This is a genomic window from Paraburkholderia sediminicola (assembly GCF_046027825.1).
GTDB classification, from domain to species: domain Bacteria; phylum Pseudomonadota; class Gammaproteobacteria; order Burkholderiales; family Burkholderiaceae; genus Paraburkholderia; species Paraburkholderia sediminicola_D.
In genome coordinates this window covers 17,178-30,112 of sequence record NZ_JAQQDU010000020.1, presented here as the reverse complement: position 1 = coordinate 30,112, position 12,935 = coordinate 17,178, and the positions used below count along the sequence as shown (strand labels likewise).

Annotated in this window: 12 protein-coding genes; 4 read left to right on the top strand and 8 right to left on the bottom strand. The window is 62.0% G+C overall.

All coding sequences use genetic code 11. The features are described from left to right. From rplI to PQQ96_RS13540, 4 genes are all read left to right on the top strand, one after another. Complete coding sequence (gene rplI, locus PQQ96_RS13555) at positions 1-453, top strand: 50S ribosomal protein L9 (RefSeq protein ID WP_063495981.1); 453 nt, start codon at positions 1-3, stop codon at positions 451-453. Between the two features lie 146 nt (positions 454-599). Beyond that, the gene (locus PQQ96_RS13550) at positions 600-1,985 is read left to right on the top strand and encodes a replicative DNA helicase (RefSeq protein ID WP_063495982.1); all 1,386 of its coding nucleotides are present in this window, start codon (positions 600-602) and stop codon (positions 1,983-1,985) included. Between the two features lie 128 nt (positions 1,986-2,113). Then, the gene (locus tag PQQ96_RS13545; RefSeq protein ID WP_408292374.1) at positions 2,114-2,740 is read left to right on the top strand and encodes a DUF47 domain-containing protein; all 627 of its coding nucleotides are present in this window, start codon (positions 2,114-2,116) and stop codon (positions 2,738-2,740) included. Then, positions 2,740-3,750: an inorganic phosphate transporter gene (locus PQQ96_RS13540; protein WP_408292373.1), complete on the top strand. Its 1,011-nt coding sequence runs from the start codon at positions 2,740-2,742 to the stop codon at positions 3,748-3,750. Before PQQ96_RS13545 ends, PQQ96_RS13540 begins: the two co-directional genes overlap by 1 nt. Positions 3,751-3,834: 84 nt before the next feature. On the opposite strand, the gene PQQ96_RS13535 is transcribed toward PQQ96_RS13540, so the two are convergent. The 8 genes from PQQ96_RS13535 to PQQ96_RS13500 all read right to left on the bottom strand — a co-directional run bounded on the left by PQQ96_RS13535 (position 3,835) and on the right by PQQ96_RS13500 (position 12,931). Next, the gene (locus tag PQQ96_RS13535) at positions 3,835-4,641 is read right to left on the bottom strand and encodes an SDR family oxidoreductase (protein ID WP_408292371.1); all 807 of its coding nucleotides are present in this window, start codon (positions 4,639-4,641) and stop codon (positions 3,835-3,837) included. A gap of 76 nt (positions 4,642-4,717) precedes the next feature. Further along, positions 4,718-5,962 (bottom strand): NlpC/P60 family protein, encoded by a 1,245-nt coding sequence (locus tag PQQ96_RS13530; RefSeq protein ID WP_408292370.1) that lies wholly within the window; start codon positions 5,960-5,962, stop codon positions 4,718-4,720. A gap of 205 nt (positions 5,963-6,167) precedes the next feature. Next, complete coding sequence (locus PQQ96_RS13525) at positions 6,168-8,057, bottom strand: PhoH family protein (RefSeq protein WP_408292368.1); 1,890 nt, start codon at positions 8,055-8,057, stop codon at positions 6,168-6,170. Positions 8,058-8,404: 347 nt separating this feature from the next. Further along, positions 8,405-8,866 (bottom strand): peroxiredoxin, encoded by a 462-nt coding sequence (locus tag PQQ96_RS13520; RefSeq protein ID WP_408292366.1) that lies wholly within the window; start codon positions 8,864-8,866, stop codon positions 8,405-8,407. Between the two features lie 138 nt (positions 8,867-9,004). Then, complete coding sequence (locus PQQ96_RS13515) at positions 9,005-9,898, bottom strand: polysaccharide deacetylase family protein (protein WP_408292364.1); 894 nt, start codon at positions 9,896-9,898, stop codon at positions 9,005-9,007. Positions 9,899-9,912: 14 nt separating this feature from the next. Continuing rightward, positions 9,913-10,959, bottom strand: a complete 1,047-nt coding sequence (locus PQQ96_RS13510; RefSeq protein ID WP_093632622.1) for a bifunctional UDP-4-keto-pentose/UDP-xylose synthase — start codon at positions 10,957-10,959, stop codon at positions 9,913-9,915. Beyond that, positions 10,956-11,891 (bottom strand): formyltransferase, encoded by a 936-nt coding sequence (locus tag PQQ96_RS13505; RefSeq protein ID WP_408292362.1) that lies wholly within the window; start codon positions 11,889-11,891, stop codon positions 10,956-10,958. Before PQQ96_RS13505 ends, PQQ96_RS13510 begins: the two co-directional genes overlap by 4 nt. Further along, a complete protein-coding gene (locus tag PQQ96_RS13500) occupies positions 11,888-12,931 on the bottom strand; it encodes a glycosyltransferase (RefSeq protein ID WP_408292360.1) in 1,044 nt (347 codons plus the stop codon). The genes PQQ96_RS13505 and PQQ96_RS13500 overlap by 4 nt, the downstream gene beginning before the upstream one ends. Positions 12,932-12,935 lie beyond the last annotated feature (4 nt).

The window sequence follows — 12,935 nt, the reverse complement described above, 5'->3', positions numbered from 1 at the left end:
ATGCAAATCATTCTTCTGGAAAAAGTCGTCAATCTGGGCAACCTGGGCGATATCGTGAAGGTCAAGGACGGTTACGCACGTAACTTCCTGATCCCGAACAAGCAAGCTCGCCGTGCAACGAAGGAAGCCCTGGCTGAATTCGAAGTTCGCCGCGCTGAACTCGAAAAGATCGCCGCTGAAAAGCTGGCTATCGCTCAAGCTCAAGGCGAAAAGCTGGCAGGCTCGACGGTTCAGATCAATCAGAAGGCTGGTGTTGATGGCCGTCTGTTTGGTTCGGTGACGAACGCCGACATCGCTGACGCATTGGTCAAGCAAGGCTTCGCAGTGGAAAAGGCGCAAGTGCGTCTGCCGGAAGGCCCGCTGAAGCTGGTTGGCGACCACGCTGTTCAGATCTCGCTGCACACCGACGTTCTCGTCGATGTCAACGTGGCTGTGATCGGCGAACACGTCTAAGCATCAGTTAGCATCTGCCAGGTAGTTGCTGGCAAAAGGCAGGGGCCGGGTGACCGGCCCCTGCCTTTTTTTGTGCCCGTTTTCGATGTATCGAAGTATCGGTTTTGATTTCCCTCCGCGCGCATTTACCCCGATAATTCCTCTCCATGAACGCACCGTCCAAAGATCCCCAAATCGAGTCGCTGAAAGTCCCGCCGCATTCGATCGAAGCCGAGCAGTCGGTGCTGGGCGGCCTGCTGCTCGACAACGCGGCATGGGACCGCATCGCCGACTTCCTGTCGCAGAGCGATTTTTACCGATACGACCACCGCATCATTTTCGAGCACATCGGCAAGCTGATCGCGGCAACGCGTCCGGCCGACGTGATTACCGTGTACGAGGCGCTCGGCACCTCGGGCAAGGCGGAAGAGGTCGGTGGTCTCGCGTACCTGAACGCGCTGGCGCAGAACACGCCGAGCGCGGCCAATATCCGCCGCTACGCGGAAATCGTGCGCGATCGCGCGGTACTGCGCCGCCTCGTGTCCGTGGCCGACGAAATATCTGCCGACGCTTTCAACCCGCAGGGTAAGGAAGTCCGCCAGTTGCTGGACGAGGCCGAATCGAAGGTGTTTTCGATCGCTGAAGACGGCGCGCGCGGCACGCAGGGCTTCCTGGAAATCGGGCCGCTCCTGACCGAGGTGGTCGAGCGAATCGACACGCTGTATCACACCGCCAATCCGAGCGACGTGACCGGCACACCGACCGGTTTTGTCGACCTGGACCGCATGACTTCCGGTATGCACGGCGGCGAGCTGATCATCGTGGCAGGTCGCCCGTCGATGGGTAAAACGGCGTTTTCGATGAACGTCGGCGAATACGTGGCGGTCGAGTATGGCCTGCCGGTCGCCGTGTTCTCCATGGAAATGCCGGGCTCGCAACTCACCATGCGTATGCTGGGCTCGGTCGGCCGGCTCGACCAGCACCGCATGCGGACCGGGCGCCTGACCGACGAGGATTGGCCGAAGCTCACGCACGCAGTGCAGAAAATGAGCGAGGCGCAAATTTTCATCGACGAAACCGGCGGCCTGAACCCGATGGAACTGCGTTCGCGCGCGCGCCGGCTGTCGCGTCAGTGCGGCAAGCTCGGCCTGATCATCATCGACTATTTGCAGCTGATGAGCGGTTCGTCGTCGGGTGAAAACCGCGCAACCGAAATCTCGGAAATCTCGCGTTCGCTGAAGAGTCTCGCCAAAGAGCTCGACGTACCCGTGATCGCGTTGTCGCAGCTCAACCGGGGTCTCGAACAGCGCCCGAACAAGCGGCCGATCATGTCCGACTTGCGCGAATCCGGCGCTATCGAACAGGATGCGGACGTCATTCTGTTCATTTACCGCGATGAGGTGTACAACCCGGACAGCCCGGACAAGGGCACCGCGGAGATCATCATCGGTAAGCAGCGGAATGGTCCGATCGGCCCTGTTCGGCTCACGTTCCACGGACAATTCACGAAGTTCGACAATTTTGCCGGTGCGCAGAATTTCTACAGCGAGTAAGCACGTCGCTTTGGAAATAACTGCCGGACCTGTTGTAACGACGCTTTCAAAAGTGCGACATCGATCCCGGAACGGTACAATGTGGCGGTTTTATGTCAGCCATAATGTGACCAATTTTCGGGATCCCAATGTTCGGTCGATTCATGCCCACCGAGGGCAAGTTCTTTGAAATTTTCAATGCGCACGCAACGTGCATCGTCTCGGCAAGTCGTGAACTCGAACTGCTGATCGACAATCTGCAGGACGCTGAGACCCACAAGCAAAACGTGCAAAAGGCCGAGAAGGCCGCTGACAAGCTTACGCACGAAGCCATCGACCTGCTGCACAAGACCTTCATCACGCCGCTCGACCGCGACGAGATCCACAAGCTGATCACCACGATGGACGACATCCTCGATTTGATGGAGGACGTCGCCACGGCCATCTCGCTGTACGACGTGCAGGCGGTGACCTCCGAAGCGAGCCAGTTGGCGCACATCTGCACGGCCACCTCTGAGCGCGTGCAGTTCGCGGTCAGCCTGCTGTCGGACATGAAGCAGGCGAGCCAGATCCTGAGCGCATGCGAGGAAATCGACCGTCTGGAATCGGAAGCCGACCGTGTGCTGCGCTCGGCCATGTCGAAACTCTTCCGCGAAGAAGACAACGTCAAGACGTTGATCAAGCTGAAGGCAATCTACGAACTGCTCGAAACCATCACCGACAAGTGTGAGGACGTGGCGAACATTATCGAAGGCATCGTGCTGGAAAACGCATAATGCAATCGATACAACTCGCTATCTGGGTCGTTGCCGGCCTGGTCGTCGTCGCGCTGATTTTCGACTTCATGAATGGCTTCCACGACGCGGCGAATTCAATCGCCACGGTCGTGTCGACCGGCGTGCTCAAGCCGCAGCAGGCCGTAGCCTTCGCGGCGGCGTTCAACGTTATCGCGTATTTCGTGTTCCACCTGAAGGTGGCGCAGACGGTGGGCAAGGGCACCATCGATCCGAATATCGTTGACCACTACGTCATTTTTGGTGCCCTGGTCGGGGCGATCGGCTGGAACATCATCACGTGGCATTACGGTATTCCGTCCAGCTCGTCGCATGCGCTGATCGGTGGGCTGGTGGGCGCGGCGCTCGCCAAGTCAGGCTGGGGTTCGCTCAATATCGACGGATTGATGAAGACGGTTGCCTTCATTTTCATCTCCCCGCTGCTCGGTTTCATACTTGGCTCGTTCTTCATGCTGGCGGTGTCGTGGATCTATTTCCGCACGCCACCCAGCAAGGTCGACCGGCGGTTCCGGCGTCTGCAACTGGTCTCCGCGGGCTTGTATAGCCTCGGTCACGGCGGTAACGATGCACAGAAAACCATCGGTATCATCTGGATGCTGCTGATCGCGACCGGCTACGCCTCGTCGATCGCGGACGCGCCGCCGCTGTGGGTGATCGGCGGCTGTTATCTGTCGATGGGTATCGGCACGTTGTTCGGCGGCTGGCGGATCGTTCGCACAATGGGTCAGAAGATCACCAAGCTGAAACCGGTCGGCGGTTTTTGCGCGGAGACGGGCGGTGCGATCACGCTGTTCACAGCGTCGTGGCTCGGCATTCCGGTGTCGACCACGCATACGATTACCGGCGCGATCGTCGGCGTCGGCGCAACGCAGAAGTTGAGCGCGGTGCGTTGGGGGGTGGCCGGCAACATCGTCTGGGCGTGGATTCTGACGATTCCGGCTTCCGCTGCGCTCGCCGCAGCAGCCTGGTGGCTTGGTCACCGCTTCCTGTAAACGGGCGCGGACAGCTTGGCTCTCAAGCCGTGAAACTGTCCGCGCTGCAAAACCATCAATCAGTAAAGCGATAAAGCGCGCCGCTCAGATCAGTGGCGTGCTGCCTCCATCCATCGGGACGATCGCGCCCGTCACATAGCTCGCGCGGCGGCTCGCCAGAAACAGCGCGACGTCAGCGATTTCCTCCGGTTTTGCATAGCGGCCGAGCGGCACTTTAGCCTGCCCGCGCGCCAACGCGTCCGCGCTTTCGATGCCTTGCTGCGACGCTTCCAGCTTGACCGCTTCCTCGACGCGCTCGGTCAGTGTCGCCCCCGGATTGAGCGCATTGATGCGGATGCCGTAGCGCGCGTAGTAGTGCGCGAGGCCGACGGTGGCGAGCATCAGCGCGGCATTCGCGGCACCACCGGCGATATGGATATCGCTTGCGATCTTGCCGCCCATGCCGATGATGTTGACGATCGTGCCCGGTGCTGCACTGTCTCCAGCCTTGACGCGTTCGGCCATGCGCCGCAGCACTTCCTGTTGCGGGTAGATGTAGGGGAAATACTTCGCTTCCATGGTCGCGCGGAACGCATCGGCGTCCAGCGTTTCCGGATCATAGCGTCGGGCTGCGCCGGCGCTGTTGATCAGCACGTCGATGGGGCCGACAGCAGTGCTGACTTCCTCGACGATGTCCGCTGCACTATGCGGTTCGTGCAGGTCGGCGCGAGTCCGATGCACGTGCAGACCCTCCTGCTTCAACTGTTCGTAAGCGCGTGCGAGATTCGCGGGATCGCGCGAAACGATCGCCACTTTCGCCCCCTCGAGAGCGAACGCTCGGGCGCAGGCGAGCCCGATCCCTTTGCTGCCGCCCGTGATCAACACCACCTTGTCTTTCAGCCCGAGATCCATCGTTACCACCCGCTGTCAGAAGAATATCGATGACGATAGCAGATCGGCAGCGCAGCGGGGATGGACTAGCGACGGGTTAGAAGTTGCCGTTGGCGAAGCGTGCGATCGGGTCGTCGGTGGTTTGCGTGGGGGCAGGGATGCCGCGGGATGCCGTCGAGGCGCGCATGATCTGCACGCCCGCGTTCCCATCGGCTTGCTGAGCCTGCTGGGCCTGGCGCGCGGCGACTGAAGCGGGTGGAGGCGGTTCGAACGCATCGGCGGCGGCATCGATCGAATCTGGCGCGCGGGGGGCAGCCGTTGGCGATTCCGTGCGCGTAGCAGCCGCCCGCTGATTCGTGGCGCCCGCAGCGGCATCGTACGTACTGGCTTGAGCGGGCGGAACGGGCACCGGAGACACCGCGCCCGCCGCACGCGCCTGCATCTGCGCGGCGCTCATGCCGGGCGGCGGCGGTTCGAACGGATCAGCTTGCGGTGCCGGCACGGCAGCCGTAGCGACCGCAGCTTGGGCAGCGGCAGTCAGCGGCGTTTGAACGGTTGCGGCGACACGAGCCGTTTGCTGAGGAGCCGCCGGGTTCGCGGCATAGCCCGAGGCTTGCGACGCAACGGGGACTGCCGCATAGCCCGACGGCCGCGTTGCCACAGTGTTCGCCGCGTAGCCCGAAGATTGCGTGGCCAGCGCGGCGCCCGCATAAGCCGGTGCTGCCTGAGCCACTGGCGTGGCGTGCTCCGGTTGCGGCGTCGCGGCCTGATAGCTCGGTGTATCGAACGGCGCCGGTGTCGCAACAGGCGCCGCAACGCGACGAATACCGTCGAAGCGTTTGGCCCAATAGGGATTGGTCAGATAGTCGAGCCGCACGGTACCGCCCGTCGACGGCGCGTTGACAAAGCGCAGCTTGCCCACATAAATGCCGACGTGCGAATGCGCTCGCCCGGTGGTGTTGAAGAAAATCAGATCGCCCGGCGCGATTTCATCCGGTTCGATCGATTCGCCCCGACCGCTCATATCCGCGGTCGTCCGCGGCAGGTTCACTGAAGCGGCGCGTGACACCACATAACGAACCAATCCGCTGCAATCGAAGCCGCTATCTGGCGTATTGCCACCCCAGCGGTATGGAATGCCGACCAGACCCATCGCCTGGATTGAGATTTCCTCGCGCCCGATACTGTGGTCGACGAAATTCGGGAAGCCTGGCGGCGGTGCATGATAAGCACCGTTCGTGACCACGACCGACGAACCCGGCCCGCGCGACGTCTTTTGCGGCGCGCCGGCGCAAGCGGCGAGCAGCAAAACGGTCAGCAGCGAAAGGGCGAGTCGGCGCATGAAGACGAAGGGAGCGGTAAACGCTCGTTTAATGGCGGACGATTTCGGGATGGTAGCCCGTCGAACATGGCTCAGGCAAGAATTCTTGATAAATTACATGAAGTTTGTGCGCTAAGTGTGGCCGGAACGGCACGTGCGGCCAATAAAAAAGCCGCGTCCGGAGTGATCCGGACACGGCTTTGCGGCAAAACTAAAGCATTGAAACTTAAAGAATTTCCGACGCGTAATCCGCCAGACGCGAGCGCTCGCCGCGCGCCAGCGTCACATGGCCGCTGTGCGCCCAGCCCTTGAAGCGGTCGACCACGTAGGTCAGACCCGAGCTGCCTTCAGTCAGGTAAGGCGTATCGATCTGCGCGATATTGCCGAGACAAATGATCTTCGTGCCCGGACCGGCACGCGTGACCAGCGTCTTCATCTGCTTCGGCGTCAGGTTTTGGGCCTCGTCGATGATCAGATACTTATCCACGAACGTACGGCCGCGCATGAAGTTCATGCTCTTGACCTTCAGGCGCGAGCGGATTAGCTCCTGAGTCGCGGCGCGGCCCCATTCGCCGGCGGCGTCGTCGGTCTTCTGCAGAACTTCGAGGTTGTCGTCGAATGCACCCATCCACGGCTGCATTTTTTCCTCCTCCGTACCCGGCAGAAAGCCGATGTCTTCACCGACCGGCACCGTTGCGCGCGTCACGATAATCTCGTTGTAGCGCTTGTCGTCGAGTACTTGCGCGAGGCCGGCCGCGAGCGCGACCAGCGTCTTGCCGGTACCGGCCTGACCTAGCAGCGTGACGAAGTCGATCTCCGGATTCATCAGCAGGTTCAGCGCGAAGTTCTGCTCGCGATTGCGCGCCGTGATGCCCCACACGTTGTTCTTGTGGTGGCCGTAGTCGCGCAAGGTTTGCAGCAGCGCCGTCTTGCCGTTCAGCTCGCGCACCAGCGCATGAAACGCCGGTTCGCCGTTCTGCGGCTCGAGATAGACGAACTCGTTGACCAGCATCGAGGCGCACAGCGGACCCGTCACACGGTAATACGTGGTGCCGGTTTTGGTGTCCTGCCAGCTCTCCATGCCTTTCGCGTGCTTGGTCCAGAAATCCTGCGGCAGCGCACGGATACCCGAGTACAGCAGATCGCTGTCTTCGAGCACCTGGTCGTTGAAGTAATCCTCAGCGGGCAAGCCGAGCGCATGCGCCTTGATACGCATGTTGATGTCTTTCGACACCAGCACGACCTGGCGATCCATCCGGTCGCGCTGCAAGGCACGCACGACGCCGAGAATCTGGTTGTCGGCCTTGCCTTCCGGCAGACCCTCGACCGGCTCGATGGCGTTGAGCTTGGTCTGGAAGTACAGGCGTCCGGACGCCTCACGGCTGCCGAGACGCGCCAGCGAGATGCCGTCCGAGATGTTACCGGCGTTCGCCACCAACGCGTCCAGCGTGCGGCTTACCTGCCGCGCGTTGCGCGCGACTTCGGACATGCCCTTCTTGTGGTTGTCGAGCTCTTCCAACGTCATCATCGGCAGATAGACGTCGTGTTCCTCGAAACGGAACAGGCAGCTTGGATCGTGCATCAGCACGTTCGTGTCGAGCACGAAAAGCTTCTGCATTTCGAGCGGATCGGCGGCTGCGCCGCGCTTCTTGCTGGTGCCGCGCGTGCTGGGTGCGACGGCTGCGGGCGTGCTTGCGGCCGGGTCTTTCGCGCTTGGCGCGCGCGCGACGACCGGCTGCGATTTGGCAGCGGGCGTGGGAACAGCGGCCGGCTCGGCTTGCGGACGGGCAGCGGGAACCGGCTGCAGCAATGCGGCGGTCTGCTTCGATTTGCGACCGCGCGCCCCTGCGTCGCGCGCCGGTGCAGCTTGCTCGGCGGATGCTGACGCAACAGGGGAGGCCGACGATGCCGGCACGGGCCGCAAGGTAGTCGCGGCATTGGCGGCGTGCGCCATCGGTGTGGCGACGTTCGCGCGGCCGTAATCGGCCGACTCTGCTGATTCCCCGCCGACTGCCTGTTTCTTCGCGGCGGAGCGCGCCGGCGTGGCGGCTTTGGCCTTGTATTCGTCAGGCGGCAGGAGATTGCCGAGCTTGCTGGGGGGGGTAGGCAAAGGCATGGTTTCCCTCGAATTATTCGGGTCACATTTCGTGCGCCGCCTGTCGCATTCTGCCGGTGCCAGTGGATGCGCACGCAGTTTGCGCCCGGAGGCGCGCATTCGGTCTAGAGATGCCGGTTCGCCTGGTCTTCGATCGGCTCCTTAACGGAAACGCGTAGCCGAGTGAACGAACGGCTGCGCGCAATTAAAAAAGCCGCCGCCCCGGCGTACGGGACAAGCGGCTCGCCTTCGGTCATCGCGTTGCGCCTCATGACTTCGACGGAACCGACAAAACGGCCGTCAAGTCTGGCGCAGTTGCGAAAAGTATGGGGTGGACAGGCACTCATTGGAACCCAATATAACGCGCCTCAAAGCGCTTGTACAGCCTCCAGAATGTCATCGACGTGCCCTGGCACTTTCACGCCGCGCCACTCCTGGCGCAGCACGCCGGCGGCGTCGATCAGGAACGTGGAGCGTTCGATCCCACGTACTTCTTTGCCATACATTTTCTTCAATTTCATGACGCCGAAGAGTGCGCACAAGGTTTCTTCGGGGTCCGAGATCAACGGAAACGGCAATTCGAGCTTTGCCTTGAAATTGTCATGGGAGCGCAGGCTGTCGCGCGACACGCCGAGAATTTCCGCGCCGGCCTTCTTGAACTTCGGATACAGATCGCGGAATTGCAGACCTTCGGTCGTGCAGCCCGGCGTGTTGTCCTTCGGATAGAAATACAGCACCACCTTATTGCCCCGCAGCTTGGACAGCGTGATGTCGCCACCGGTAGCGGGGGCGGTAAAGTCGGGGATGGGTTGGTCGACTGCGATTGGCACGAGGTTCTCCGGTTGTTATGGCCGGCGCCGGGTGTTGCTGCGGCGTCGGCCTGGCATCGAGGCTTTTGGGGAGATCGGCCGGCGCCGTGTACGTTCGCGCGATGGCCGGGCCGTCAGGTCCGGCCAGGGAGCGGCCAGTCAGGGCTGGACAATCAACTCGCCGGAACGGCCTGGAATTTCGCCCCACGTAACAGGGTACGATGGCAGCGTGCTGCGGTCTAGCGTGGCGTAGTAATCACCCATGGTCGCGAAGGTGTGACCTTGCGCGCGCCAGCCCTCCAGCAGCTGTTCGAATATCGGCGCGAGCTTCTGTCCTTCGAGTTCCGCGTGCAGCGTGAACACCTGATCGTGCGGATTGTTTTCGGTGTGCTTCAGCATCCACGCGGCGACGTTGTGCTCATCCACACCATCTACGCCGAGTACTTCGTCGAGCGTGGGCAGCGTGGTGGGCATCTGCACGTGTGACAACTGCCTCCCGTCGACCACCGGCAGATACGGCGAGTGGCCGCGACCGTCGGACGCGTAACGCATGCCCCACGCGTCGATCTGTTCGAACGCATGGCCATTCATCTGCCAGCCCGCCGCGCCGTGCGTGACGGGTGAAGCGCCGAAGATCGCGACGAAGCGGTTGAAGCTCTTCTGCATCTGCTTCTCGGTCCACTCGCGGTCTTGCGAACGCACGTTGTCCTGCCAGTAAACGTGGTCCCACGTGTGGATGCCGCATTCGAAACCGGCTTCATGAATCGCGCGCATTTCCGCGGCGGTCTTCACGCCAATGTCCGGCCCGGGCAGCAGCACGCCGTACATCAATTGCTTGATGCCGTAATGTTCGACCACCGACGTGCGCGACACCTTCTTCAGAAAGCCCGGCCGCAAGACGCGGCGCATCGCCCAACCGGTGTGGTCGGGCCCGAGGCTGAAGAGGAAAGTGGCGCGCGCCTTGAAGCGGTCGAAGATGCGAGCGAGATTCGGCACGCCTTCGCGGGTGCCGCGCAGCGTGTCGACGTCGATCTTCAGGACGATACGAGCCAAGGATCAGGCCTTCTTTATTGTTGTTCGACGAGGGCGCGCGCTTCGGCGACGTGGCCACGATACGCTTCGAAAATCTTGCGCAGCGCTTCGTCGAAAGTCGACTTCGGCGCCCAGCCGAGTTCCTGCATCGTGTTGTCGATCTTCGGCACGCGGTTCTGTACGTCCTGATAGCCCGCGCCGTAGTACGCGCCCGACGACGTTTCGACCAGTTGCACCTTCTTGGCGAGTTCGGCGTATTCCGGGAATTCGGCGGCCAGCGTCAGCATCTTGTGCGCGAGCTCGCGCACCGAGAAGTTGTTGGTCGGGTTGCCGATGTTGTAGATCTTGCCCGTGGCAACACCATCCTTGTTCTCGATGATCTTCATCAGCGCGCCGATGCCGTCGTCGATATCCGTGAACGCGCGCTTCTGTGCGCCGCCATCCACCAGACTGATGTTCTCGCCGCGCACGATGTGGCCGAGGAATTGCGTGACCACGCGCGAGCTGCCTTCCTTCGGCGTGTAGATCGAATCGAGGCCCGGGCCGATCCAGTTGAACGGACGGAACAGCGTGAAGTTCAGGCCTTCCATGCCGTAACCCCAGATCACGCGGTCCATCAACTGCTTGGAGCACGCGTAGATCCAGCGCGGCTTGTTGATCGGGCCGTACGACAGTTGCGACTCTTCCGGATCGAACTGTTCGTCCGTGCACATGCCGTAGACCTCGGAGGTCGACGGGAACACGAGGTGCTTGCCGTACTTGACGGCCGAACGCACGATTGGCAGGTTCGCTTCGAAGTCGAGTTCGAACACGCGCAGCGGCTGCTTCACGTACGTGGCGGGCGTGGCGATCGCGACCAGCGGCAGGATCACATCGCACTTCTTGATGTGATATTCGACCCACTCCTTGTTGATCGTGATGTCGCCTTCGAAGAAGTGCATCCGTTCATGATTGATCAGGTCACCCAGACGTTCGGTCTGCATGTCCATCCCGAAGACTTCCCAATCGGTCGTTTCGAGAATGCGTTTGGACAGGTGATGGCCGATGAAGCCGTTCACACCCAGAATCAGGACTTTTTTCATGAAGGACGGGGAGTTTGGATGAGCTGGGCGAATTCGGCAGGGGCGACAACGGTTTCGTTGCCGTCATGCTGGTGCCGCAATTCGTGGATGGCGATCGAGCGGCCGTCGCCGCATATCGCAAAAACGGCATTATCGCTTACGTGCAGGCCCGGCGGCAAATCTGGGCGAAGTGCGCCGGGCACAGCCAGACGCGCACGGGCGATGATGAAACGCTGCCCTTCGATATCGGTAAACGCGCCGGGATAGGGCGGCGCGACCGCGCGGATCAGGTTGTAGACCTGCTGCGCGGGTTGCGTCCAGTCGATCCGGCCGTCTTCAGGCTTGCGTCCGCCGTAATAGCTGCCGTGCGACAGATCGTTCGGCAGATGCGGCGCTTCGCCCGCGAGCAGAGCCGGGAGCACGCGCCAGAGGGTTTGCTCGGCGGCCACCGTAACCTTGTCGAACACTTGCGCTGCGGTGTCGTCGGGCAGGATCGGCACCGGCGTTTGCGCGATGATCGCGCCCGCGTCGGGCTTGGCGGCCATTTCGTGCAGCGTCGCGCCGGTTTCGGTTTCGCCGTGGATCACCGCCCAGTTGGTGGGCACGCGGCCGCGGTATTTCGGCAGGAGCGAGCCGTGCATGTTGTAAGCGCCCCGTGCGGCGAGCGCCAGCAGGTCGACCGGCAACATGTGGCGGTAATAGAACGAGAAGATGAAGTCGGGTCGTACGGCGCTGACCGCGGCGCGCAGTTCCGGGCTCTTCGGATCGGCCGGCGTGACGACCTTGATGCCGTGCTCGGCCGCGACGGCGGCGACACTGCCGAACCAGATGTTCTCGGTCGGGCTGTCTTCGTGCGTGACGACCAGCGCTACGTCCACGCCACGCGCGAGCAGCACCTGCAGGCAGCGTACGCCGACGTTGTGATACGCGAATACGACGGCGCGTGGTTTCATGAGTTCGGCCCCTGATCGACCAGCGGCGCGGCCTGCACGGCCTGCACCACCGCCTGACGCGGCGCTTCGGTCACGGTGGTGCCGTCGCGCTGCTCGAGAATGGTCTGCACCAGATAACGCGGACGCGCGCGCACCTGCTGATAAATCCGGCCGATGTATTCACCGAGCAGGCCCAACGCGAAGATGATCACGCCGAGCAGGAAGAAGGTGATAGCGAACAGCGTGAACACACCTTGCACTTCCGCGCCGATGATGAAGCGGCGAATCAGCAGCAGGACGAACAGCGCCGCGGACCCGAGCGACAGGATCACACCGATGAACGACAGCCATTGCAGCGGCACCACTGAGAACCCGGTGACCAGGTCGAAATTCAACCGGATCAGCGAATACAGCGAGTACTTTGATTCGCCGGCAAAGCGCTCTTCGTGTGCGACTTCGATCTCGACCGGATTCTGCGCGAAGGTGTACGCGAGCGCCGGGATGAACGTGTTGATCTCGCCGCAGCGGTTGATCGTGTCGATGATGTGCCGGCTGTACGCGCGCAGCATGCAGCCCTGGTCGGTCATCTTGATGCGCGTGATGCGCTCGCGCAGGCGGTTCATCGCGCGCGACGCCTTGCGGCGCCACAAGCTGTCCTGGCGTTGCAGACGGATCGTGCCGACGTAGTCGTAACCTTCGCGCATCTTGTTGACCAGCTTGCCGATTTCTTCCGGCGGGTTCTGCAGGTCGGCGTCGAGCGTGATGACGATCTCGCCGCGCGATTGCTCGAAGCCCGCCAGAATCGCCATGTGCTGACCGTAGTTGCCGTTCAGCAGGATCACGCGGGTCGTGTCGGGCCGCGCGCGGAACTGCTCGGCGAGCAGGGCAGCGGATTTGTCGCGGCTGCCGTCGTTGATGAAGATCACTTCATAGCCGGTGCCGAGCGCGTCGAGCGCCGGGTAGAGGCGCGCGAACAGCGCGGCCAGCCCGGCTTCCTCGTTGTACACCGGGATGATGATCGACACTTCCGGTGCGACGGCGCGTTGTTCCGTATAAATCATTTCC